Origin of the sequence: Streptococcus oralis, assembly GCF_001983955.1 — a bacterium.
Lineage (GTDB): Bacteria > Bacillota > Bacilli > Lactobacillales > Streptococcaceae > Streptococcus > Streptococcus jiangnanensis.
Window position 1 is genome coordinate 784,785 of the sequence record NZ_CP019562.1, and the last position, 24,444, is coordinate 809,228.

Annotated in this window: 23 protein-coding genes and 1 other annotated feature (1 of these 24 cut by a window edge); of the genes, 22 read left to right on the forward strand and 1 reads right to left on the reverse strand. The window is 41.8% G+C overall.

The window, feature by feature from the left end:
* The first annotated feature begins 51 nt into the window (after nucleotides 1–51).
* Nucleotides 52–762: a purine-nucleoside phosphorylase gene (gene deoD, locus BWR56_RS03795; protein WP_049505945.1), complete on the forward strand. Its 711-nt coding sequence runs from the start codon at nucleotides 52–54 to the stop codon at nucleotides 760–762.
* 32 nt (nucleotides 763–794) lie between these two features.
* Here the strand turns inward: deoD and pavA are convergent, their stop codons facing one another.
* Nucleotides 795–2,450 (reverse strand): Rqc2 family fibronectin-binding protein PavA, encoded by a 1,656-nt coding sequence (gene pavA / locus BWR56_RS03800; RefSeq protein WP_076984488.1) that lies wholly within the window; start codon nucleotides 2,448–2,450, stop codon nucleotides 795–797.
* 104 nt (nucleotides 2,451–2,554) lie between these two features.
* On the opposite strand from pavA, the gene ybeY reads away from it, so the two are divergent.
* The 21 genes from ybeY to ppc all read left to right on the forward strand — a co-directional run bounded on the left by ybeY (nucleotide 2,555) and on the right by ppc (nucleotide 24,224).
* On the forward strand, nucleotides 2,555–3,052 hold the full coding sequence (ybeY, locus tag BWR56_RS03805; protein WP_049505718.1) for an rRNA maturation RNase YbeY: 498 nt from the start codon (nucleotides 2,555–2,557) through the stop codon (nucleotides 3,050–3,052).
* The gene (locus BWR56_RS03810) at nucleotides 3,033–3,428 is read left to right on the forward strand and encodes a diacylglycerol kinase family protein (protein ID WP_000378180.1); all 396 of its coding nucleotides are present in this window, start codon (nucleotides 3,033–3,035) and stop codon (nucleotides 3,426–3,428) included. The genes ybeY and BWR56_RS03810 overlap by 20 nt, the downstream gene beginning before the upstream one ends.
* Nucleotides 3,429–3,444: 16 nt before the next feature.
* A complete protein-coding gene (gene era / locus BWR56_RS03815) occupies nucleotides 3,445–4,344 on the forward strand; it encodes a GTPase Era (RefSeq protein ID WP_000143274.1) in 900 nt (299 codons plus the stop codon).
* A 48-nt stretch (nucleotides 4,345–4,392) separates the two neighbouring features.
* Nucleotides 4,393–5,217, forward strand: coding sequence for a DNA-formamidopyrimidine glycosylase (gene mutM, locus BWR56_RS03820; protein WP_049505719.1), 825 nt, complete (start codon nucleotides 4,393–4,395; stop codon nucleotides 5,215–5,217).
* Nucleotides 5,217–5,822 (forward strand): dephospho-CoA kinase, encoded by a 606-nt coding sequence (coaE, locus tag BWR56_RS03825; protein WP_049505720.1) that lies wholly within the window; start codon nucleotides 5,217–5,219, stop codon nucleotides 5,820–5,822. Before mutM ends, coaE begins: the two co-directional genes overlap by 1 nt.
* A complete protein-coding gene (locus BWR56_RS03830) occupies nucleotides 5,809–7,008 on the forward strand; it encodes a multidrug efflux MFS transporter (RefSeq protein ID WP_076984489.1) in 1,200 nt (399 codons plus the stop codon). The genes coaE and BWR56_RS03830 overlap by 14 nt, the downstream gene beginning before the upstream one ends.
* Entirely contained in the window at nucleotides 7,008–7,157 is a 150-nt protein-coding gene (rpmG, locus tag BWR56_RS03835; RefSeq protein ID WP_007519517.1) for a 50S ribosomal protein L33, read from the forward strand. The genes BWR56_RS03830 and rpmG overlap by 1 nt, the downstream gene beginning before the upstream one ends.
* Nucleotides 7,158–7,196: 39 nt before the next feature.
* Entirely contained in the window at nucleotides 7,197–7,430 is a 234-nt protein-coding gene (gene secG / locus BWR56_RS03840; protein ID WP_000282517.1) for a preprotein translocase subunit SecG, read from the forward strand.
* A 249-nt stretch (nucleotides 7,431–7,679) separates the two neighbouring features.
* Nucleotides 7,680–10,034: a ribonuclease R gene (gene rnr / locus BWR56_RS03845; protein WP_076984490.1), complete on the forward strand. Its 2,355-nt coding sequence runs from the start codon at nucleotides 7,680–7,682 to the stop codon at nucleotides 10,032–10,034.
* Nucleotides 9,997–10,464, forward strand: a complete 468-nt coding sequence (gene smpB / locus BWR56_RS03850; protein WP_001051742.1) for an SsrA-binding protein SmpB — start codon at nucleotides 9,997–9,999, stop codon at nucleotides 10,462–10,464. The genes rnr and smpB overlap by 38 nt, the downstream gene beginning before the upstream one ends.
* Before the next feature lie 14 nt (nucleotides 10,465–10,478).
* The gene (gene tehB / locus BWR56_RS03855; protein ID WP_049505723.1) at nucleotides 10,479–11,339 is read left to right on the forward strand and encodes an SAM-dependent methyltransferase TehB; all 861 of its coding nucleotides are present in this window, start codon (nucleotides 10,479–10,481) and stop codon (nucleotides 11,337–11,339) included.
* A 177-nt stretch (nucleotides 11,340–11,516) separates the two neighbouring features.
* Nucleotides 11,517–12,665, forward strand: a complete 1,149-nt coding sequence (locus BWR56_RS03860; protein ID WP_049505724.1) for a PDDEXK family nuclease — start codon at nucleotides 11,517–11,519, stop codon at nucleotides 12,663–12,665.
* A gap of 76 nt (nucleotides 12,666–12,741) precedes the next feature.
* Nucleotides 12,742–13,698: a competence protein CoiA gene (locus tag BWR56_RS03865; RefSeq protein WP_049505725.1), complete on the forward strand. Its 957-nt coding sequence runs from the start codon at nucleotides 12,742–12,744 to the stop codon at nucleotides 13,696–13,698.
* A gap of 18 nt (nucleotides 13,699–13,716) precedes the next feature.
* Nucleotides 13,717–15,519 carry an oligoendopeptidase F gene (pepF, locus tag BWR56_RS03870; protein WP_049505726.1) on the forward strand — a complete coding sequence of 601 codons (1,803 nt, stop codon included), beginning with the start codon at nucleotides 13,717–13,719 and terminating at the stop codon, nucleotides 15,517–15,519.
* A gap of 1 nt (nucleotide 15,520) precedes the next feature.
* Nucleotides 15,521–16,234, forward strand: a complete 714-nt coding sequence (locus tag BWR56_RS03875) for an O-methyltransferase (RefSeq protein ID WP_076984889.1) — start codon at nucleotides 15,521–15,523, stop codon at nucleotides 16,232–16,234.
* Between the two features lie 213 nt (nucleotides 16,235–16,447).
* Entirely contained in the window at nucleotides 16,448–16,609 is a 162-nt protein-coding gene (locus tag BWR56_RS10090; protein ID WP_394355674.1) for a recombinase family protein, read from the forward strand.
* A 21-nt stretch (nucleotides 16,610–16,630) separates the two neighbouring features.
* The gene (locus tag BWR56_RS10095; RefSeq protein WP_394355675.1) at nucleotides 16,631–16,906 is read left to right on the forward strand and encodes a hypothetical protein; all 276 of its coding nucleotides are present in this window, start codon (nucleotides 16,631–16,633) and stop codon (nucleotides 16,904–16,906) included.
* Between the two features lie 303 nt (nucleotides 16,907–17,209).
* Complete coding sequence (locus BWR56_RS03885; RefSeq protein WP_076984491.1) at nucleotides 17,210–18,961, forward strand: LPXTG cell wall anchor domain-containing protein; 1,752 nt, start codon at nucleotides 17,210–17,212, stop codon at nucleotides 18,959–18,961.
* A 189-nt stretch (nucleotides 18,962–19,150) separates the two neighbouring features.
* Nucleotides 19,151–20,092: a peptidylprolyl isomerase PrsA gene (gene prsA, locus BWR56_RS03890; RefSeq protein ID WP_000728080.1), complete on the forward strand. Its 942-nt coding sequence runs from the start codon at nucleotides 19,151–19,153 to the stop codon at nucleotides 20,090–20,092.
* A 188-nt stretch (nucleotides 20,093–20,280) separates the two neighbouring features.
* Nucleotides 20,281–21,504: a cell division peptidoglycan polymerase FtsW gene (gene ftsW / locus BWR56_RS03895; RefSeq protein WP_000703343.1), complete on the forward strand. Its 1,224-nt coding sequence runs from the start codon at nucleotides 20,281–20,283 to the stop codon at nucleotides 21,502–21,504.
* A 23-nt stretch (nucleotides 21,505–21,527) separates the two neighbouring features.
* Nucleotides 21,528–24,224: a phosphoenolpyruvate carboxylase gene (gene ppc / locus BWR56_RS03900; protein ID WP_049505728.1), complete on the forward strand. Its 2,697-nt coding sequence runs from the start codon at nucleotides 21,528–21,530 to the stop codon at nucleotides 24,222–24,224.
* Nucleotides 24,225–24,319: 95 nt separating this feature from the next.
* Nucleotides 24,320–24,444 (forward strand) — a binding site (T-box leader); it runs 91 nt beyond the window's last position.

Consider the following 24,444-nt stretch of genomic DNA (forward strand, 5'->3'; position numbering starts at 1 on the left):
CGTCAGTTTCCTATTTTTCCTTTGTTCTCTGTCGCCCTTTATATCTTAAACATGTCTATCCATATTGCTGCTCAGCAGGGTGAAATTGCTGATAAAATTCTTATTCCTGGAGATCCTCTTCGTGCGAAATTTATTGCGGAGAACTTCCTTGAAGATGCTGTTTGTTTTAATGAAGTGCGTAACATGTTTGGTTACACTGGTACTTACAAGGGTCACCGTGTATCGGTCATGGGAACTGGGATGGGAATGCCGTCTATTTCGATTTATGCGCGTGAGTTGATTGTGGACTATGGTGTGAAAAAACTGATCCGTGTGGGAACTGCGGGTTCGTTAAACGAGGATGTTCATGTCCGTGAATTGGTTTTGGCGCAAGCAGCTGCAACCAACTCAAACATCATCCGCAACGACTGGCCACAGTATGATTTTCCACAAATCGCTAGCTTTGATTTGCTTGACAAGGCCTACCATATCGCCAAAGAACTTGGTATGACCACCCACGTTGGGAACGTTTTGTCATCAGATGTCTTTTATTCAAACTACTTTGAAAAGAACATCGAACTTGGTAAATGGGGAGTTAAGGCAGTGGAAATGGAAGCAGCAGCCCTTTACTATCTTGCTGCCCAACACCACGTTGATGCACTTGCTATCATGACCATTTCTGATAGCTTGGTCAATCCAGATGAAGACACTACTGCAGAAGAACGCCAAAACACTTTCACCGATATGATGAAGGTCGGCTTGGAAACCTTGATTGCAGAGTAAAATGTAAAAGAAAATCCTGATTTCAAGTGGAATCAGGATTTTTTCATAGATGCGATTTTTTCTGGGTCTGGTGTAACGCGGAGGGTCTTTTGTCCTGTGTAGGTTACAAAACCGGGTTTGCCACCAGTTGGTTTATTGAGTTTTTTCACTTCAATCATATCTACCTGAACTAGATTTGACAAGCGCCCTTTGGAAAAGTAGGCCGCTAGTTCTGCCGCATCTGTTTTAACTTCATCAGATGGATCAAGATTTCCTGAGATGACGACGTGGCTTCCAGGAATGTCCTTGGCATGGAACCAAAGTTCCTCCTTGCGGGCCATTTTAAAGGTCAATTCCTCATTTTGCAGGTTGTTTCGTCCGACATAGATGATGGTCTTGCCATCGCTCGCCAGATACTGTTCTGGTTTTTTGCGTTTCTGAATTTTCTCGCGTTGGCGTCTTCTAATAAAGCCAGTTTGGATCAATTCTTCACGGATTTCAGCGATTTCTTCCAGTCCAGCTTGGTTGAGGACGGTTTCCACGCTTTCTAGATAGAGAATGGTAGCCTTGGCTTCTTCAATTAGCTCAGTCAGGTATTTGACAGCTTCTTTGAGTTTCTGGTAACGCTTAAAATAGCGTTGGGCATTCTGACTGGGAGTCAAGGCCTTATCAAGCGCAATGGTGATAGGTTGATTGGTGTAGTAGTTGTCCAAGGTAACCTGATCTTGGTCATTAGGCACTTGGTGGAGGAAGGTTGTCAACAATTCCCCTTTTTGGCGAAATTCCTCAGCATTGTCTGTTGCCAGTAATTCTTTTTCTTGTTTTTTCAGCTTATGTCGATTTTTCTGAAGTTCATTTTCAACACGTCGAATCAGTTCACTGGCTTGCTGTTTAACTCGGTCCCGTTCAGCCTTGTCCTTATAGTAGTTGTCCAGCAAGTTAGAAAGGCTGGCAAAAGGCTCTCCCACCTGATTTGCAAAAGGAACTGGGCTGAAAGAAGTCTCCGTTAGGTAAGGCTTGGTTTCTTGCTCGAAAAAGTTTCGGAAAGTAGACAGTTTATCACTGACAAGAATGTTTTCCAATTCATTTGCCGTATCACGTCCTAGACCTTGAAAGAGACTTTGAAGATTTTTTGCTGTTAGTTCCTGTGTTTGCAGGATTTCAAAGAGCTTTTCATCCTTGACAGTAAAAGGATTGAGAGACTCGGTGCTTGGCGGAGCGATATAGGTCGATCCTGGAAGTAAGGTGCGGTAGCTATTTTGTGAAAAGCCGACGTGTTTGATGACTTCGAGGATTTTATGGCTACTTTTATCCACGAGGAGAATATTGCTGTGTTTACCCATGATCTCTATAATCAGAGTCGCCTGGATATGATCTCCAATTTCGTTTTTATTGGAAACTGTGATTTCCACAATACGGTCATTTTCGATTTGCTCGATCGACTCAATCAGGGCACCCTGCAAATACTTTCTCAAAACCATGATAAAAGTGGAAGGTTGGGCTGGATTTTCAAAGGTTGTTTGGGTCAGCTGGATGCGACCAAAAACGGGATGAGCAGAGAGGAGCAGGCGATGGCTTTGGCGATTGCTGCGGATTTGCAAGACCAACTCTTGTTCAAAAGGTTGATTGATTTTCTGGATGCGACCATTGACCAACTCTCTTCGCAATTCCTCAATCATGTGGTGTAAAAAAAATCCGTCAAATGACATCGTTCTCTCCTTGTGATTGTATTCCATAGTATTATATCAAAAAGGTAGAATAAAATCATGGAAATGTGGTATAATAAAGCCAAGTAAAGAGAATCGAGAAGTACATGTATATTGAAATGGTAGATGAAACTGGTCAAGTTTCACAAGAAATCTTGCAACAAACCCAAGAAATTTTGGAATTTGCAGCCCAAAAAATAGGAAAAGAAGACAAGGAGATGGTAGTCACTTTTGTGACCAACGAGCGTAGCCACGAACTCAATCTGGAGTACCGTGATACAGATCGTCCGACAGATGTCATCAGCCTTGAGTATAAACCAGAGTTGGACATTGCCTTTGATGAAGAAGATTTGCTTGAAAATCCTGAATTAGCAGATATGGTGTCTGAGTTTGATGCCTATATTGGGGAACTGTTCATCTCTATCGATAAAGCGCATGAGCAGGCTGAGGAATATGGCCACAGCTTTGAGCGTGAAATGGGCTTCTTGGCAGTACACGGCTTTTTACACATTAACGGCTACGATCACTACACTCCGGAAGAAGAAGCGGAGATGTTCGGTTTACAAGAAGAAATTTTGACAGCCTATGGACTCACAAGACAATAAACGAAAATGGAAAAATCGTGACCTGGTATCTAGTTTAGAATTTGCTCTTACAGGAATTCTGACTGCTTTCAAGGAAGAACGTAATATGCGAAAACATGCAGTGACGGCTCTAGTAGTTATCCTTGCAGGTTTTGTTTTTCAGGTGTCACGAATTGAATGGCTCTTTCTCCTAATGAGCATTTTCTTGGTAGTAGCCTTTGAGATTATTAACTCTGCTATTGAAAATGTGGTGGATCTAGCCAGTCACTATCACTTTTCTATGTTGGCAAAGAAAGCCAAGGACATGGCAGCAGGAGCCGTGCTAGTTGTCTCTCTTTTTGCTGCAGTGACAGGTGCACTTATCTTTATCCCACGCATTTGGGATATACTATTCTAAACTATAAGAGGAAATTATGACATTTAAATCAGGCTTTGTAGCTATTTTGGGACGTCCCAATGTTGGGAAGTCAACCTTTTTAAATCACGTCATGGGGCAAAAGATTGCCATTATGAGTGACAAGGCGCAGACAACGCGCAATAAAATCATGGGGATTTACACCACGGATAAGGAGCAAATCGTCTTTATCGACACGCCGGGGATTCACAAGCCTAAGACGGCTCTTGGAGATTTCATGGTGGAATCTGCCTACAGTACTCTGCGTGAAGTGGATACTGTTCTATTCATGGTGCCAGCTGATGAGCCACGTGGTAAGGGCGACGACATGATTATCGAGCGTCTGAAAGCTGCCAAGGTTCCTGTGATTCTGGTGGTGAATAAGATTGACAAGGTTCATCCAGACCAACTTCTGGCTCAAATTGATGATTTCCGTAACCAGATGGACTTTAAGGAAATTGTTCCTATCTCAGCCCTTCAGGGAAATAACGTTTCTCGACTAATCGATATTTTAAGTGAAAATCTAGAGGAAGGTTTCCAGTATTTCCCAGCTGATCAAATCACAGATCATCCTGAGCGTTTCTTAGTATCAGAGATGATTCGTGAGAAGGTTCTTCATTTGACACGTGAAGAGATTCCACACTCAGTTGCCGTAGTGGTTGACTCTATGAAACGGGATGAAGAGACAGACAAGGTTCACATCCGTGCAACCATCATGGTGGAGCGAGATAGCCAAAAAGGTATCATCATCGGTAAAGGTGGCGCCATGCTTAAGAAAATTGGGACCATGGCCCGTCGTGATATCGAACTCATGCTAGGGGATAAGGTTTTCCTAGAAACTTGGGTCAAGGTCAAGAAAAATTGGCGTGATAAAAAGCTAGATTTGGCTGACTTTGGCTATAATGAAAAAGAATACTAAGTAGAGGTGGGCTCATGCCTGCTTCTTGTTTTTACAGAAGGAGGACTTATGCCTGAATTACCTGAGGTTGAAACGGTTCGTCGTGGCTTAGAAAAATTGATTTTGGGAAAGAAGATTGCTAATGTAGAAATTGCTTATCCCAAGATGATCAAGACGGATTTGAAAGAGTTTCAAAAGGAAGTGCCTGGTCAAGTAATTGAGTCCATGGGGCGTCGTGGAAAATATTTGCTTTTCTACTTGACAGACAAGGTCTTGATTTCCCATCTGCGGATGGAGGGAAAGTATTTTTACTATCCGGACCAAGTTCCAGAACGTAAACACGCCCATGTTTTCTTCCATTTTGAGGATGGCGGCACTCTTGTATATGAGGACGTACGCAAGTTTGGTACTATGGAACTGCTGGCACCCGACCTTTTGGATGCCTACTTTGTATCTAAAAAACTAGGGCCTGAGCCAAGAGAGCAGGACTTTGATTTGCAGGTCTTTCAAGCTGCTCTATCCAAGTCTAAAAAGCCTATCAAATCCCATCTCCTAGACCAGACCTTGGTAGCTGGCCTTGGCAATATCTATGTGGATGAGGTTCTCTGGCGAGCTCAGGTTCATCCAGCAAGACCTTCCCAGACTTTGACAGCAGAAGAAGCGACAGCTATTCATGACCAGACCATTGCTGTTTTGGGGCAGGCTGTTGAAAAAGGCGGCTCCACCATTCGTACCTATACCAATGCCTTTGGGGAAGACGGAACCATGCAGGACTTCCATCAGGTCTATGATAAGACTGGACAAGCATGTTCCCGCTGTGGGACAGTGATTGAGAAATTCCAGCTCGGTGGACGTGGAACTCATTTTTGTCCTCAGTGTCAAAGGAGGAGCTGATGGGAAAAATCATCGGAATCACAGGAGGAATTGCTTCTGGTAAGTCAACTGTGACAAATTTTCTAAGACAAAAAGGATTCCAAGTTGTCGATGCTGACGCAGTCGTCCATGATCTACAAAAACTTGGTGGTCGTCTTTATCAGCTCTTAGTTCAGCACTTTGGGCAGGAAATCATCCTTGAAAATGGAGAACTTAATCGCCCTCTTCTGGCTAGTCTCATCTTTTCAAATCCTGAGGAGCAAGAATGGTCTAAACAAACCCAAGGAGAGATTATTCGTGAGGAATTGGCTGCATTGCGAGACCAGTTGATTCAGACAGAAGCGATTTTTTTCATGGATATTCCCCTGCTTTTTGAACAGGACTATGCCACCTGGTTTGATGAAACATGGCTGGTCTATGTGAACCGTGATGTTCAGGTGGAACGTTTCATGAAACGGGATCATCTTTCTAAGGAAGTAGCAGAGTCTCGTTTGGCCGCCCAGTGGTCTTTAGAAGAAAAGAAAAAATTAGCGAGTCATATACTAGATAATAATGGCAGTCGTGATCAGCTTGTGGCTCAAGTAGTGAAGTTACTTGAAGGAGGCGATAGCTGTGCAAGAGATTAGTTGGAAAGAGAATCTTCGTGTCGCCTGGTTCGGTAGTTTTCTAACGGGCGCCAGCATTTCCTTGGTCGTTCCTTTCATGCCTATCTTTGTAGAGCAGTTGGGAATCGAAAGAAATCAAGTAGCTTTCTATGCTGGATTAGCCATCTCAGTTTCGGCTGTTTCAGCAGCTCTAGTTTCTCCTATCTGGGGTATTCTTGCTGACAAATATGGTCGAAAACCCATGATGATTCGAGCGGGTCTTGCCATGACCATCACTATGGGAGGTTTGGCCTTTGTTCCGAATATCTATTGGCTACTCTTTTTGCGCTTGCTCAATGGTGTATTTACTGGATTTGTCCCCAATGCAACAGCCTTGATTGCTAGTCAGGTACCTAAAGATAAGTCTGGAGCGGCTCTGGGGACTCTATCTACAGGTGTAGTTGCGGGAACACTGACGGGCCCCTTTGTTGGAGGCTTTATTGCTGAAATTTTTGGCATTCGTAATGTTTTTTTATTGGTAGGCGCTTTCTTATTTTTAGCTGCAATCCTAACTATTTTCTTTATCAAGGAAGATTTTCAGCCAGTTGCTAAGGAGAAGGCTATCCCAACGAAAGAAGTATTTTCTTCTTTCAAGTATCCTAGGCTCTTAGTGAATCTATTTTTGACGAGCTTTGTCATTCAATTTTCAGCTCAATCAATTGGCCCCATTCTAGCTCTCTATGTGCGGGACTTAGGACAGACTGAGAATCTCCTCTTTGTATCAGGACTAATCGTATCCAGCATGGGATTTTCTAGCATGATGAGTGCTGGAATTCTAGGAAAACTTGGCGATAAGGTAGGGAATCATAGATTGTTGGTCGCGGCGCAGATTTATTCCGTCATCATTTACATACTTTGTGCTCATGCAACCAGCCCCCTTCAACTTGGCTTGTATCGTTTTCTCTTTGGTTTGGGAACGGGAGCTCTCATACCAGGTGTCAATGTGCTTCTTAGCAAATTGACTCCAAAATCAGGTATTTCAAGGATTTTCGCCTTCAACCAAGTCTTTTTTTACCTCGGTGGAGTGATTGGACCTATGGCAGGATCCGCAGTTGCAGGATATTTGGGCTACCATGCTGTCTTTTATGCGACAGCAGCCTGTGTGGCTTTCAGTTGTTTATGTAACTTAGTGCAATTTAGATCATTATTAAAAGTAAAGGAAATCTAGTGCGAGTAAAAATCAATCTCAAGTGCTCCTCTTGTGGCAGCATGAATTATCTAACCAGTAAGAACTCCAAAACCCATCCAGACAAGATTGAGGTGTTAAAATATTGTCCAAAGGAAAGAAAAGTAACTTTACATCTTGAATCTAAGTAGAATTTATGGTAAAATAATAGGGATTTTAAGGAGTTTGATATGTATAACCTATTATTAACCATTTTATTAGTATTATCTGTTGTGATTGTGATTGCGATTTTCATGCAACCAACTAAGAACCAATCCAGCAATGTATTTGATGCCAGCTCAGGTGATTTGTTTGAACGGAGTAAAGCGCGTGGTTTTGAAGCTGTGATGCAACGTTTGACAGGTATTTTAGTCTTTTTCTGGCTAGCCATTGCCTTAGCATTGACGGTATTATCAAGTAGATAAGAAATGGGCAGGACTAGGTCTTTGCCTATTTTTATTTTTATACTCTTCAAAAATCAAATTCAAACCACGTCAGCGTCGGCTTGTCGTATATGTGTTACTGACTTCGTCAGTTCTATCCACAACCTCAAAACGGTATTTTGAGCAACCTGCGACTAGCTTTCTAGTTTGCTCTTTGATTTTTATTGAGTATTAAATGATGTTTGAGAAGGTCTTACAGTAAAAGAAAATTAAAAAATCTAGAAAGAAAACATGAAAGATAAAATTAAAGAATATTTGCAAGAGAAGGGGCGAGTGACGGTAAATGACCTGGCTCAGGCTCTCGGAAAGGATGGGTCCAAGGATTTCCGTGAGTTGATTAAAACACTGTCTCTGATGGAAAGAAAGCACCAGATTCGTTTTGAAGATGATGGTAGTTTATGTCTGGACCAAAAGAAGAAACATGAAATTACCCTCAAAGGGATTTTTCATGCCCATAAAAACGGCTTTGGCTTTGTTACTCTGGAAGGCGAAGAGGACGACCTTTTTGTAGGAAAAAACGATGTCAACTATGCTATTGATGGCGATACCGTTGAGGTAGTCATTAAGAAAGTTGCTGACCGTAACAAGGGAACTGCTGCAGAAGCAAAAATCATTGATATATTAGAGCATAGTCTGACAAGCGTTGTCGGCCAAATCGTTCTGGATCAGGAAAAGCCCAAGTATGCGGGCTACATCCGTTCAAAAAATCAGAAAATCAGCCAACCGATCTATGTGAAGAAACCAGCTATCAAGTTGGAAGGGACAGAGGTTCTCAAGGTCTTTATCGACAAATACCCAAGTAAGAAACATGATTTCTTTGTCGCTAGTGTGCTCGACGTGGTGGGACACTCTACTGATGCGGGGATTGATGTCCTTGAAGTCTTGGAGTCCATGGATATTGTCTCAGAATTTCCAGAAGCTGTTCTCAAGGAAGCAGAAAGTGTACCAGAAGCTCCGTCTCAAAAGGATATGGAAGGGCGTCTTGATTTAAGAGATGAGCTTACCTTCACTATTGACGGCGCAGATGCCAAGGACTTGGACGACGCAGTTCACATCAAGCCTTTGAAAAATGGCAATATGGAACTCGGAGTTCACATCGCGGATGTTTCCTACTATGTGACAGAGGGTTCTGCCCTTGATAAGGAAGCCCTTAACCGCGCGACTTCTGTCTATGTAACAGACCGAGTGGTTCCAATGCTTCCAGAGCGTTTGTCAAATGGTATCTGCTCCCTCAATCCTCAAGTCGATCGCTTGACCCAGTCTGCCATTATGGAAATTGATAAACATGGTCGTGTGGTTCATTACACCATTACCCAAACGGTTATCAAGACAAGTTTCCGTATGACCTATAGCGCTGTCAATGATATCCTAGCAGGTGACGAGGAAAAGAGACAAGAGTTTAAGAAAATTGTTCCTAGTATCGAGCTCATGGCCAAGCTTCATGAAAGGCTAGAAAGCATGCGTGAAAAACGTGGAGCTCTTAATTTTGATACCAGTGAAGCTAAGATTCTAGTGGATAAAAAAGGTAAGCCTGTTGATATCGTTCTTCGTCAGCGTGGTGTTGCTGAGCGGATGATCGAGTCCTTCATGTTGATTGCTAATGAAACGGTTGCCGAGCACTTTAGCAAGATGGACCTACCTTTTATCTATCGGATTCATGAGGAGCCCAAGGCTGAAAAAGTTCAGAAGTTTATTGATTACGCTTCGAGCTTTGGGTTACGAATTTATGGGACGGCTAGTGAGATTAGTCAAGAGGCCCTCCAAGACATCATGCGTGCTGTTGAGGGAGAACCTTATGCGGATGTATTATCCATGATGCTTCTCCGTTCTATGCAACAGGCTCGCTATTCTGAGCACAATCATGGTCACTATGGACTAGCCGCTAACTATTACACTCACTTCACCAGTCCTATTCGCCGTTATCCAGACCTTCTAGTCCATCGAATGATTCGGGATTACGGCCGTTCTAAGGAAATAGCAGAGCATTTTGAACAAGTGATTCCAGAGATTGCAACCCAGTCTTCCAATCGTGAGCGTCGTGCCATCGAGGCCGAGCGTGAAGTCGAAGCCATGAAAAAGGCTGAGTACATGGAAGAATACGTTGGTGAAGAGTACGACGCAGTTGTATCAAGCATCGTCAAATTCGGTCTCTTTGTTGAATTGCCAAATACAGTCGAAGGATTGATTCACATTACCAATTTGCCTGAATTTTATCATTTTAATGAACGTGATTTGACTCTTCGTGGGGAAAAATCAGGAATAACTTTCCGTGTGGGACAGCAAATTCGTATTCGTGTAGAAAGAGCCGATAAGATGACAGGAGAGATTGATTTCTCTTATATTCCAAGTGAGTTTGATGTCATCGAAAAGAGCTTGAAACAAGCTGGTCGCAGAGACAGGGGGCGTGGTTCAAATCGCCGTTCAGACAAGAAGGAAGACAAGAGAAAATCAGGGCGCTCAAATGATAAGCACAAGCATTCACAAAAAGATAAAAAGAAAAAAGGCAAGAAACCTTTTTACAAAGAAGTAGCTAAGAAAGGAGCCAAGCATGGCAAAGGGCGAGGGAAAGGTCGTCGCACAAAATAAAAAGGCGCACCACGACTATACAATCGTAGATACGCTAGAGGCAGGAATGGTCCTGACCGGAACTGAAATCAAGAGCGTTCGAGCTGCTCGAATCAATCTCAAGGACGGCTTTGCCCAAGTAAAAAATGGGGAAGTCTGGCTGAGCAATGTTCATATTGCCCCTTACGAAGAGGGCAATATCTGGAACCAGGAACCAGAACGCCGTCGTAAACTTCTGCTCCATAAGAAGCAAATTCAAAAATTGGAACAAGAGACCAAAGGGACAGGAATGACCCTTGTTCCCCTTAAAGTCTATATCAAAGATGGCTACGCCAAACTCCTTTTAGGACTTGCTAAAGGGAAGCATGACTATGACAAACGGGAATCGATCAAGCGTCGTGAACAAAACCGCGACATCGCGCGTGTGATGAAAGCTGTCAACCAGCGTTAAGAAGAGGAAGTAAAATGGAAAAATTAATTGCCTATAAACGGATGCCCTTGTGGAATAAACAAACCATGCCTGAAGCTGTCCAGCAAAAGCACAATACTAAAGTCGGCACTTGGGGAAAAATTACTGTGTTGAAAGGGGCTCTCAAGTTTATTGAATTGACTGAAGATGGTGAGGTTCTAGCTGAGCACCTCTTTGAGGCAGGGGCTGACAATCCCATGGCGCAACCACAAGCCTGGCACCGAGTAGAGGCTGCAACAGACGATGTAGAATGGTACTTGGAATTTTATTGTAAACCTGAGGATTATTTCCCTAAGAAATACCAGACCAATCCAGTCCATTCAGAGGTCCTAGAGGCTATGCAGACGGTGAAACCAGGAAGAGCCTTGGATTTGGGTTGTGGTCAGGGGCGTAACTCTCTCTTTCTCGCACAGAATGGTTTTGATGTGACAGCTGTGGATCAAAATGAATTGTCCCTTGAAATTTTGCAAAGCATCGTAGAGCAAGAGGATCTAGACATGCCTGTAGGACTTTACGATATCAATTCAGCCGATATTAGCCAAACCTATGACTTCATCGTGTCGACAGTTGTTCTAATGTTTCTTCAAGCTGACCGCATTCCAGCTATTATCCAAAATATGCAGGAACACACCACGGTCGGTGGTTATAACCTTATCGTCTGTGCCATGGATACAGAGGATTATCCTTGCTCAGTCAAATTCCCATTCATCTTTAAAGAAGGGGAGTTGGCGGACTACTACAAGGATTGGGAATTGATTAAGTACAATGAAAATCCAGGACACTTGCACCGTCGTGATGAAAATGGCAATCGCATTCAACTACGCTTTGCGACTATGCTAGCTAAAAAAATCAAGTAAATCAAACCTATACCAGCGAATAGAAACCACTTTGCAAGGTCTCTATTCGTTTTTGTTTGCGTTGGTTGATTGGGGAGAGCAGGATTTTATGCTATACTAGAAGTAGGAAATCTGAGCAATTGGGCTGTATTGCTGATACTCTCAGCGCAAGAAAGTTTTTATGATGGAGGTGGTCGAATGACGAGTCTTTTGGTGGAATTGTATGATCGGCATGTATTGGAAAAGAATGTCTACCAAGCCTTTATCAGTGATTGTGACGAGATTCTTTTTCTATCTTTGACGAAAATAAGCAATGAAGAAAAGCTTTCTCTCCGTCAGTTTATCATGGAAGAGGTGCCTCATATCCAACGAGTGACCTTTCGTCAGTTATCCTTAGAACAACTAGCGGATCAGTTAGATTATTGTCTAGCAGGCTATGATCAGGTTCTTCTTGATGTTTTTGGTGGAGATTCGCTACTAGCCTTATCCCTCTATCAATACGGCTTGGATCGCTACCTCCCCATCGTTGCCATGGATATCGAGCGGGGAAAACAATACAAGTGGGTAGCCGGTCAGTTGGAAAAAGAAGACTTGGACATTCCAACCCTAAGCATCCAACAGCTGATAGCCTTGCGTGGTGGAAAAATGCTCAAATCAAAACGCCCTATCCACTCAGTTCAAGAAATTTCAGCCATCAAAAAGCTAGCCAGCTCTGCCATTTCCAACCCTTCCCACTGGTATCAAGTAACCCAATTTTTCTCTCTAGCTAAGACCAATGACCTGCATGCTGAGACCGAAAAAATACTGGAAAACAATGGCAGGTATTATCACTATCCAAAATCCCTTATTCCCTTACTTGTGGAAGCGGGGATGCTTTGTATTGAAAGTGAGGACAAGAAACGAGTAGCCTACAGCTTTCCAAGTCAAGAAGCTCAAGTCTTTTGCCGCAACAAGGGGCATATTTTAGAGGTATATCTCTATCTCTTGGCGCTTGAATCTCAGCTGTTTGATGAGTGCATGATAGGTGGTGAGATTGATTGGAATGGCATCTTTCCAGAGGCGGACAATGTTCAAAATGAGATTGATGTCATTCTGAGAAAGGGACGCTCGATTACCTTTATCTCTTGCAAGATGACAGATTTATCAGTCGAAGCCATCAATGAGCTAGAAGTCTATGCCAATCATTTTGCTGGGGAAAGTTGTCTCAAGTTAATTGTTTGTACGGGAAAAATCAATCCTGTTTATGCCAATCGCTGTCAGGAATACGGCGTGCTGGTCATTAGAAGCGAGCAGATTCCTAATCTCATTCCTATGCTAAAAAAATATTCTAAGAGACAAAAAAGATGAGAAATAATATCATGAAAGGCTGGAATTCCAGTCTTTTTTACTTCTTTTTCGAATAAATGAGAAAAGGAGGTAGACCATGTTTGTAGCCAGAGATGCCAAGGGGAATTTGGTGAATGCCCTCGAAAAAGATGTGACCAAGCAAGCTTATACTTGTCCAGCCTGTGGGGGCGGGCTACGATTACGCCAAGGACAGAGTATTCGAACGCACTTTGCCCATGAAAGGTTAAGAGATTGTATTGCTATTTTTGAGAATGAAAGTCCAGAACACTTGGGAAATAAAGAGGCCCTTTATCATTGGGTCAAGAAGGACAATCAAGTCGCCTTAGAATATAGTCTGCCCGAGATTCAGCAGATAGCAGATGTTCTCGTCAATGAGAAACTAGCTCTGGAGGTTCAGTGCAGTCCCTTGTCTCAAAAGCTTTTAGGCGATAGAAGTCAAGGATACCGCAGCCAGGGCTATCAGGTTATCTGGCTACTGGGAGAAAAACTCTGGTTAAAAGAGCGATTAACACAATTGCAAAGGGGATTTCTCTATTTTAGTCAAAATATGGGATTCTATGTTTGGGAACTAGATCTCAAAAAGCAAGTTTTGAGACTTAAATACCTTTTACATCAGGACCTACGTGGCAAGCTTCATTTTCAGGTCAAGGAATTTTCCTATGGCCAAGGAAATCTCTTGGAAATCTTACGATTTCCTTATCAAAAACAAAAACTGCCTCGTTTTGCAGTTGTGCAAGATTCCACTATCTGTCACTACATTCGCCAGCAGTTGTACTACCAAACGCCCTACTGGATGAAAAAACAGGAGCAAGCTTATCATCGAGGAGACAATCTATTAAACCGTCAACTAGACGACTGGTATCCTCAAGTCAAGCCGATAGAATCAGGTGATTTTTTGCAGATTGAAACGGATTTGACTAGCTATTATAGAAATTTTCAGGCTTACTATCAAAAAAATCCGAAAAATAATCGCCAAAAGCTCTATCCACCAGCCTTTTATCACTTATATTTCTCAAAAAATGTGGTAAAATAGAAAGGATGGAGGAATCTTATGGTATTACAACGACATGAAATAAATGAAAAAGATACATGGGATCTTTCGACAATCTACCCAACAGACCAGGCTTGGGAAGAAGCCTTGAAAGATTTAACTGAAAAAGTACAAACAGCAGCCCAGTATGAGGGGCATCTCTTGGATAGCGCAGACAGTTTGCTTGAGATTACAGAATTCTCACTTGACTTGGAACGCCAAGTTGAAAAGCTTTATGTCTATGCGCATATGAAAAATGACCAGGACACGCGTGAAGCCAAGTATCAAGAGTACTATGCTAAGGCAATGACCCTATACAGTCAGTTAGAACAAGCCTTTTCATTCTATGAACCTGAGTTTATGGAGATTAGCGAAGAGCAGTATGCGGTCTTCCTAGAAGCTCAACCAAAACTCCAAGTTTACAAGCACTTTTTTGACAAGCTCTTGCAAAAGAAAGACCATGTTCTTTCGCAACGTGAGGAAGAATTGCTTGCTGGAGCAGGAGAAATCTTTGGCGCTGCTAGCGAAACCTTCGCTATTTTGGACAATGCGGATATTAGCTTCCCATATGTGCTTGATGACGAAGGCAAGGAAGTGCAACTCTCACACGGTACTTACATCCGTTTGATGGAGTCTAAAAACCGTGAAGTGCGTCGTGGTGCCTATGAAGCCCTTTATGCGACTTACGAGCAATTCCAACACACTTATGCCAAGACCTTGCAGACAAATGTTAAGGTGCAAAACTACCGTGCCAAAGTTCGCAACTATAAGAGTGCTCGCCATGCAGCCCTCGCAGCCAATTTTGTTCCAGAAAGTGTCTATGACAATCTAGTAGCAGCAGTTCGCAAGCATTTGCCACTCTTGCATCGTTACCTTAACCTTCGTTCTAAAATCTTGGGAATTTCAGATCTCAAGATGTATGATGTCTACACACCACTCTCGTCAGTAGATTATAGCTTTACCTACGAGGAAGCCTTGAAAAAGGCAGAAGAAGCTTTGGCAGTTTTAGGTGACGACTACTTGAGCCGTGTCAAACGTGCCTTCAGCGAGCGTTGGATTGATGTCTATGAAAATCAAGGCAAGCGTTCTGGTGCCTACTCTGGTGGTTCTTACGATACCAATGCCTTTATGCTTTTAAACTGGCAGGACAATCTAGACAATCTCTTTACCCTTGTCCATGAAACAGGTCACAGTATGCACTCAAGCTATACTCGTGAAACTCAACCTTATGTTTACGGGGATTACTCTATCTTCTTGGCTGAGATTGCCTCAACGACTAATGAAAATATCTTGACAGAGAAATTGTTGGAAGAAGTGGAAGACGATGCGACACGCTTTGCTATCCTCAATAACTTCCTAGATGGTTTCCGTGGAACAGTTTTCCGTCAAACTCAATTCGCTGAGTTTGAACATGCCATCCACCAAGCAGACCAAAATGGAGAAGTCTTGACAAGTGATTTCCTCAATAAGCTCTACGCTGACTTGAACCAGGAGTACTATGGACTCAGCAAGGAAGACAATCCTCAGATCCAATACGAGTGGGCACGAATTCCACATTTCTACTATAACTACTATGTTTATCAATATTCAACAGGTTTTGCAGCTGCTTCAGCCTTGGCTGAGAAGATTGTCCATGGTAGTCAAGAAGACCGTGACCGCTATATCGACTACCTCAAGGCAGGTAAGTCAGACTATCCACTCAATGTCATGAGAAAAGCGGGAGTGGATATGGAGAAGGAAGACTATCTTAACGATGCCTTTGCCGTCTTTGAACGTCGCTTGAACGAGTTTGAAGCCCTTGTTGAAAAATTGGGATTGGCTTAAGATGGTAGAGTCTTATAGTAAAAATGCCAATCACAATATGCGACGTCCCGTCGTCAAGGAAGAAATCGTAGAACTCATGCGCCAGCGTCAAAAGCAGGTGACAGGTTCTTTGAAAGAATTGGAGACCTTCGCTCGCAAGGAAAATATTCCCATCATTCCCCATGAAACGGTCGCGTATTTTCGATTTCTCATGGAGACCATACAGCCCAAGAACATTTTGGAAATTGGGACGGCTATCGGTTTCTCAGCTCTTTTAATGGCGGAACATGCGCCAGATGCTAAGATTACAACGATTGACCGTAATCCTGAGATGATAGGCTTTGCCAAGGAAAACTTTGCCCAGTTTGACAGTCGTCAGCAAATCACTCTTTTAGAGGGAGATGCAGTCGATGTTTTATCTACTCTGACAGAAACTTATGACTTTGTCTTTATGGACTCAGCCAAGTCCAAGTACATCGTCTTTCTGCCTGAAATCCTTAAACATTTGGAAGTTGGTGGAGTGGTGGTCTTGGATGATATTTTCCAAGGAGGAGATGTTGCCAAGGACATCATGGAAGTCCGCCGTGGTCAACGAACCATCTACCGTGGTTTGCAAAGGCTTTTCGACGCAACTTTGGACAATCCAGGTCTAACAGCAACTCTAGTTCCTCTTGGTGATGGCATTCTCATGCTACGAAAGAATGTGGAAAATGTAACCTTGCCAGAAATGGAATAAATAAAAAATAGTACAATCCTCCTGTATCAAGTAATAGGAGGATTTTTATGTCTCAAAACATCATCAATATCGGCTATACACGCGTTTCAACTCATAAGAAAGATTTGGGCTTAGAGGTGCAAATCTAAGCTCTCAAGCATTGTGACCAGCTTTTTATAGAGTTGTGAATCTGGTTCAAACAATGCACGCTCAGAGCTCGAAAAGGCTCTAAAATTGGCTCAAACGCTTTCGAAAAAAGGAACGCAAGTCACTTTCACCATCTACAAGCTTGATAGGCTTACGCGCTCTATGTTTAAATTGCTAGAACTGATTGAACAATTTAATGATTCGGATATTCAGCTAGTCAGTTTGCATGAAAAATTGGAAACTGACTAGCTCATTGGTAGGTTACTTTGTATGATTCTAGGATTTGTGGCAGAAAGTGAGTTGGAAAACTTGCGATTTCGTACTCGTGAAGGGCTTCTTAAAGCAAAGGAAAAAGGCGTCAAACTGGGTGCTAAGCGAATTTCGAAAAAGAAGGAGGAGAGAATTATTGAGCAGTACTTGGAAGGAGTAGCAAGCATCAGAATAATAGCAAAAACAGAACGAATTTCGACCTCAACCATCTATAAAGTCTTGGAACGCAACGATGTGGCCAATAATCGCAAAAAAGTTTCGAAAATTTCTTGCTAAAAACCAGACAAAATGCTACAATGAAGGCGTAAATATGTTTCGATTAACGACTGTTAAACGATACACTTAAAAAACAAAAAAATACAAATCCAACACAGGCTCAAAACCTTGTTAAATTCGTATTTTCTGAAATATTCATATTGTTATTTTGAATGTTTCGCCAAACGGTCGTTACGCGATACACCAAAAACCTTTTCTCTCAAGTGGTTGAGGTGTATTTTCGAAACACTAAAATCAAAAAAATTAGAATTTTGTAGTATTTGCCCACCTAAAAAGTAATTCTACATTCCTAAGGAGGAAATGATGAAAACGAATAAACTTGTTAAACTCGGTGTTGCAACCTTTGCGGTTGCGGTGTTGGGTGCAGTGCCAGCTTTTACAGTTCAGGCTGACACAAATGTGGCAGAAAAGCCAAATACAGCTTCAAAACCAGTAGAAAATGCTAAACCAAGTGATTCAGAAAAACAAGAGGTTAAACCGGCAGAAGAAGTTAGTCCTGAATCTGATCCAGAAACAAATCCAGCAGAGTCTCAACCATCTGATACTCCTGAGGGACATGCGAACTCAAATGAAGTAGAAACTTCAAGTGAAGAAGAGAATGGGAGTAATACCTCATTTAATAACCATGTGAATAAAGTTAAGGAAGTTCGTATTGGATATAGATTCCGTATATTTACTTACCGTGGTGGTTGGGCATGGCATTATGCTCCGACTGATGAGGCCCGTGACTATAGTAGTTCTGAAAAATATCCAAGCACGACTATTAAGTTGCATCCTGGAGAAAGCTACACCTTGCCAGCTCCCCCTACCATTGCAGGTTATGTTTTCGAAAGAATGTCCACGTTAGGAATGAATCCAGGAGATACAATAAACTATGATAACGCACCTACTTCAACAGGTGCATCTAGTCATGGTTATCATATTTCGTATCTTTACCGTAAAGCAACCGAACATGCAAATGATCAAAAAATTGACCCAATTTTAATAGGTGCAAAAGTTGGTGAAGATGGCTATCATGAATTGGACGATAAATTCCCCCAAAAATATATTGAGCTACTTGCAGGAGAAAGCTATACATTCCCAAATGTAGAAATAGATGGCTACCGTCTTGAAAAGATTATTAATACCGGACCAGATGGAAATGAACTTTCTTATAAGGTTGGAGATGTGATTCATTATAGAAATAATGCTGGTGATGACCTAGACCGTGGACCGTATTTTAGTTATGTATATGAAAAAGTCCAGTCAGGTAGTTCTAATCAAAGTGGTAATAAACCTATTGAAAAGCCTTCTGACCAACCACAGCCTACTAAACCAGTGAAACCAGCTGAAGAGCCAAGCGTGACACCTATAGTTCCTGTATCACCAACCACACCTGTGAAGCCTATAAGCCCTGTTACACCAGTTGTTCCAACAGTCCCAACAACTCCTGTAACTCCTACAAATCCAGCTACTCCAAGCACAAGCCGAGTCCTTTCAAACGAAGCTGGAAGTGTTCAAGTTCGTGGCTCAGAGGCAACGCTCAAAAATGTTAGCTACATCAAGGTAGAAGAAACCAAAGCTAAATCACTTGAGACGAAAAGCTACAAGGCTTATGACATTCATTTATATGACGCAAACGGCAAGGCTATTCAGCCAAATGGCATGGTTTTAGTGACCCTTTCTGCTGATAAGCCAGTTGAAAATGTCTACTATGTTGCCCCAGATGGCGCTTTGCAAGCACTTGATTTCAAGCAAGATGCAGATAAGGTGACTTTTGAAACCAACCACTTTAGTATCTATGCAATGACATTCAAAAATGTTGCTGCAAATCGCAATGACAGTAGCATACAAATGCCTATTGCTGTTGTAGGTGGTGAAAATACAACAACCACAGCTCAAAATAGCAATGGAGCAGATACCACAAAAGCACAAGCTACACCGCTAAATACCAAGACTGAAGTTGGGTCGAAAGCCCTACCAAACACTGGCGAACAAAATTCAATTCTTGGATTTGCAGGTTTCCTCCTTGCAAGTCTTGGTCTAGCAGGCTTGACTTACAAAGGACGTCACTAAAAAATAATACAAGACAAACAAAGGACTTGAACGATTGTTCAGGTTCTTTTTGGAATGAAAAAAATTGAATCATTTAAAATTTAAAAGCTACTATTTTTAGTCTTATTTAAGTTATCTGCTTTAAAATATGGTATAATGATTGAGTCGGTCTAGAGAAATTTTCGACCGTTTTTAGAAAAAGGAGTAAAAATGAAGAAAAAACTTATGGCAGGAGCCATCACACTTTTATCAGTAGCAACACTTGCAGCTTGTTCAAACAGTTCTGAAGGAAAAGATTTGATCAGCATGAAGGGCGATGTGATTACAGAGCATCAATTCTTTGAAGAAGTAAAGAACAATCCAACTGCGCAACAAGTCTTGCTCAATATGACCATCCAAAAAGTATTTGAACAACAATATGGATCAGAGGTAACGGATAAAGATGTGGATGATGCCGTTGCTGAAGAACAAAAGAAATACGGCGATAGCTACAACAGCGTGCTTCAACGTGCAGGTATGACACCTGAGACTCGTAAAGCTCAAATCCGTACCAGCAAATTGGTTGAATTGGCAGTTAAGAAGGCTGCTGAGAGTGAGTTGACAGACGAAGCTTACCAAAAAGCTTTTGAGTCTTACACACCAGATGTAACAGCTCAAATCATCCGTTTGGATAATGAAGACAAGGCAAAAGAAGTACTTGAAAAAGCTAAAGCAGAAGGTGCAGATTTTGCTCAGTTGGCAAAAGACAACTCTAACGACGACAAAACAAAAGAAAATGGTGGAGAAATCACTTTTGACTCTGCTTCAACAGAACTTCCAGAACAAGTCAAGAAAGCAGCTTTTGCTTTGGATGTGAACGGGGTTTCTGATGTGATTACAGCTACTGGAACACAAGCCTACAGCAGTCAGTTCTACATCATCAAAGTAACGAAGAAAACAGAAAAATCTTCTAATATAGAGGATTACAAAGAAAAATTGAAGACCATCATCTTGACTCAAAAACAAAATGATTCTGCCTTTGTTCAAGGAGTAATTGGTAAAGAATTGCAAGCTGCAAACATCAAAGTCAAAGACCAAGCCTTCCAAAACATCTTCACCCAATACATCGGTGGTGGTGACTCAAGCTCAAGTAGCAGCTCTTCATCTAACTAAGAACTTAAAATACAAATCTCAAGAGAGGTTTGTATTTTTTATGCTTGAAACTAGAAAATGAGTAAAATTCGAAGGATTAAAGGATAAGAGTTTTTTTCTTTCTGAAAAAGTGGTATAATAGCAATCAAAACTAGAAAATAAAACGGAATTGGGAACAGAAGCGTCTGTTCCTATTAGAGTGGTGAAATATGAAAATTAGTAAAAGGCACCTACTAAACTATTCCATTTTGATTCCTTATTTCCTTTTATCGATTTTGGGGCTGATTGTGGTGTACTCGACAACGAGTGCAACCTTGATCGAAGAAGGAAAAAGTGCCTTTCAATTGGTGCGTAACCAGGGGATCTTCTGGATAGCTAGTTTGATTCTGATTGCCTTAATCTATAAATTAAAATTAGGTTTCCTAAGAAATGGGCGTCTCATCTTTATCGTAATGATTGTGGAGATGGTTCTTTTAGCTCTGGCGCGACTGGTCGGAACACCTGTCAATGGAGCATACGGATGGATCTCTGTAGGACCTGTAACGATTCAGCCTGCTGAGTACCTTAAGATTATCATTATCTGGTACCTAGCACATCGATTTTCAAAACAACAAGATGAGATTGCGGTTTATGACTTCCAGGTTTTGACACAGAATCAGTGGCTACCTCGAGCCTTTAACGACTGGCGTTTTGTTCTGCTGGTTCTGATTGGTAGTTTGGGAATTTTCCCAGACTTGGGAAATGCGACCATCTTGGTCTTGGTGGCGCTCATCATGTATACGGTTAGTGGGATCGCCTATCGTTGGTTCTCGACCATTCTGGCTCTCTTGGCAGGGAGCTCAATGTTAGTCTTGTCTGTCATTCGCTTTGTTGGGGTTGAAAAGTTTTCTCAAATTCCTGTATTTGGTTACGTTGCTAAACGTTTTAGTGCCTTCTTTAATCCCTTTAATGACTTGGCGGGTGCAGGGCACCAGCTCGCAAATTCCTACTATGCAATGGTAAATGGTGGCTGGTTTGGACTGGGACTAGGGAATTCTATCGAGAAGCGTGGTTATCTGCCAGAAGCCCATACGGATTTCGTCTTTTCGATTGTCATCGAAGAGTTTGGATTCGTAGGAGCCAGTATGATTTTGGCTTTACTCTTCTTCTTGATTTTGAGAATTATCTTAGTCGGAATTCGAGCTAAAGATCCTTTTAATTCTATGGTTGCTATCGGTGTCGGAGGGATGATACTTGTTCAGGTCTTTGTCAATATCGGTGGGATTTCAGGGTTGATTCCTTCTACAGGGGTAACCTTCCCCTTCCTTTCACAAGGTGGAAATAGTCTCCTAGTCTTATCCGTAGCCATAGCTCTTGTTTTAAACATCGATGCCAGTGAAAAACGTGCCAAACTTATCAGAGAATACGAGAATCAAACCGATGAAAGTCTGTAAGGATTGTATGGAAAGGAAAGTATATGTCTCTTCAAAAATTAGAAAACTATAGTAATAAAGCAGTCGTCCAAGAAGAAGTCTTGATTCTGACTGAGCTATTAGAAGATATCACAAAAAATATGCTGGCGCCAGAAACCTTTGAAAAGATTATCCAGTTGAAGGAATTGTCAACTAGCGAGAATTATCAAGGGCTCAATGATCTAGTGACCAGTCTTTCGAATGAAGAAATGATTTACATTTCACGCTATTTCTCTATCCTTCCACTTTTGATTAATATCTCTGAGGATGTGGATTTGGCCTATGAAATCAATCACCAAAACAATGTGGACCAAGACTATCTAGGGAAACTATCTACAACGATTAAGATGGTAGCTGAAAAAGAAAATGCAGCTGAAATTTTAGAAAAGTTAAATGTCGTTCCTGTCTTAACTGCCCACCCAACGCAAGTCCAACGTAAGAGTATGTTGGATTTGACAAATCACATCCATAATCTTTTGCGTAAGTACCGTGATGTCAAACTAGGTTTGATTAACAAAGAAAAATGGCACACGGATCTCCGTCGTTATATTGAGATTATCATGCAAACGGACATGATTCGTGAGAAGAAATTGAAAGTAACCAACGAAATCACCAACGTGATGGAGTACTACCAAAGTTCTTTCCTGAATGCTGTTCCGCGTTTGACGGCTGAGTATAAGAAACTAGCTAAGGAACAAGGTATCGAACTCCAACATCCAAAACCGATTACCATGGGGATGTGGATTGGAGGGGACCGTGATGGAAATCCTTTCGTAACTGCAGAAACCCTCAACAAATCAGCCTTGACCCAGTGTGAAGTCATCATGAATTACTACGATGAGAAGATTTATAACCTCTATCGTGAATTCTCACTCTCCACCAGTATTGTGGATGTCAGCGACAAGGTTCGTGAGATGGCTCTTAAGTCACAGGATAACTCGATTTATCGCGAAAAAGAACTCTATCGTCGTGCCCTCTTTGACATCCAAGCTAAGATGCAGGCAACCAAGACTTATCTCATTGAAGACAAGGAACTTCAGCCTAGATATGCCACTGCAGATGAATTCTATCAAGATTTGTTGGCGATTCGCGATTCTCTCCTTGAAAATAAAGGGGAATACCTGATTTCAGGAGAATTTGTCGAATTGATGCAAGCTGTTGAAATCTTTGGCTTCTACCTTGCTTCTATCGATATGCGCCAGGATTCTAGTGTTCACGAAGCCTGTGTGGCTGAATTGTTAGCATCAGCTGGTATCAACGACCACTATAGCGACCTTTCTGAAGATGAAAAATGCGCTCTCCTCTTAAAAGAGTTGGAAGAAGACCCTCGTATCCTCTCAGCAACTCATGCTGAAAAGTCAGAACTTCTTGAGAAGGAACTGTCTATCTTTAAAGCTGCGCGCAAGTTGAAGGATAAACTGGGTGAAAATGTCATTCGTCAAACCATCATTTCTCACGCAACCAGTGTCTCCGACATGCTAGAACTAGCCATCATGCTCAAGGAAGTCGGCTTGGTGGATGCTCAAAAAGCCCGTGTTCAGATTGTTCCCCTGTTTGAAACTATCGAGGACTTAGACCATTCGGAAGAAACCATGAGAAGATATTTCTCTCTTCCTTTGGCTAAAAAATGGATTGCTTCAAAAGATAATTACCAAGAAATCATGCTTGGCTACTCTGATAGTAACAAGGACGGTGGTTACCTGTCATCGTGTTGGACCCTCTATAAAGCTCAACAACAACTGACTGCTATTGGGGATGAATTTGGCGTTAAAGTCACTTTCTTCCATGGTCGTGGTGGGACTGTCGGTCGTGGTGGTGGTCCAACATATGAAGCCATTACATCTCAACCGCTCAAGTCTATAAAGGACCGTATCCGTCTGACTGAGCAAGGAGAAGTGATTGGAAACAAATACGGTAACAAAGACGCTGCTTATTACAACCTTGAGATGTTGGTTTCTGCAGCCATTAACCGTATGATTACCAAGAAGAAGAGTGATACCAACACATCAAACCGTTACGAAGCTATTATGGACCAAGTAGTGGATCGTAGTTATGATATCTATCGTGACTTGGTCTTTGGAAATGAACATTTCTATGACTACTTCTTTGAATCCAGTCCGATCAAGGCTATTTCAAGCTTCAATATCGGTTCGCGTCCAGCAGCTCGTAAGACCATCACTGAAATTGGCGGTTTGCGTGCTATCCCTTGGGTCTTCTCATGGTCACAAAGTCGTGTCATGTTCCCTGGATGGTATGGAGTAGGATCCAGCTTTAAAGAGTTTATTGATCAAGATCCGAAAAATATCGAGTTTCTTCGTGATATGTACCAAAACTGGCCTTTCTTCCAATCTTTACTTTCCAATGTGGACATGGTCTTGTCCAAGTCTAACATGAACATCGCCTTTGAATATGCCAAGCTCTGTGAAGATGAAGAAGTGCAAGCTATCTTTTACACTATTTTAGATGAATGGCAATTGACCAAGGATGTTATTTTAGCTATTGAAGGTTATGACGAACTCTTGGCAGAAAACTCTTACCTAAAAGACAGTCTAAACTATCGTATGCCTTACTTTAATATCCTTAACTACATCCAGTTGGAGTTGATTAAACGTCAACGTCGTGGCGAATTGTCGGCAGACGAAGAAAGATTGATTCATACAACCATTAACGGAATTGCAACAGGTTTGCGTAATTCAGGTTGATATTTTCTAAACTTCCTCTTTTTCTAGGGGAAGTTTTTGAATTGTTTAAAAAATTCTAAAAATAGTCTTGACAAGTAATTGAAAAATGATATAATTTAAACATTCAGAAAGTAATCATTGAAGTTTTTTAGAGAGTCTGTGCTTGGTGGAAACAGATAGATGAAAGTGATGAAAATTGGGCTGAATGTTATAAAGAATTTGAAATCATAAGAATTCGGTG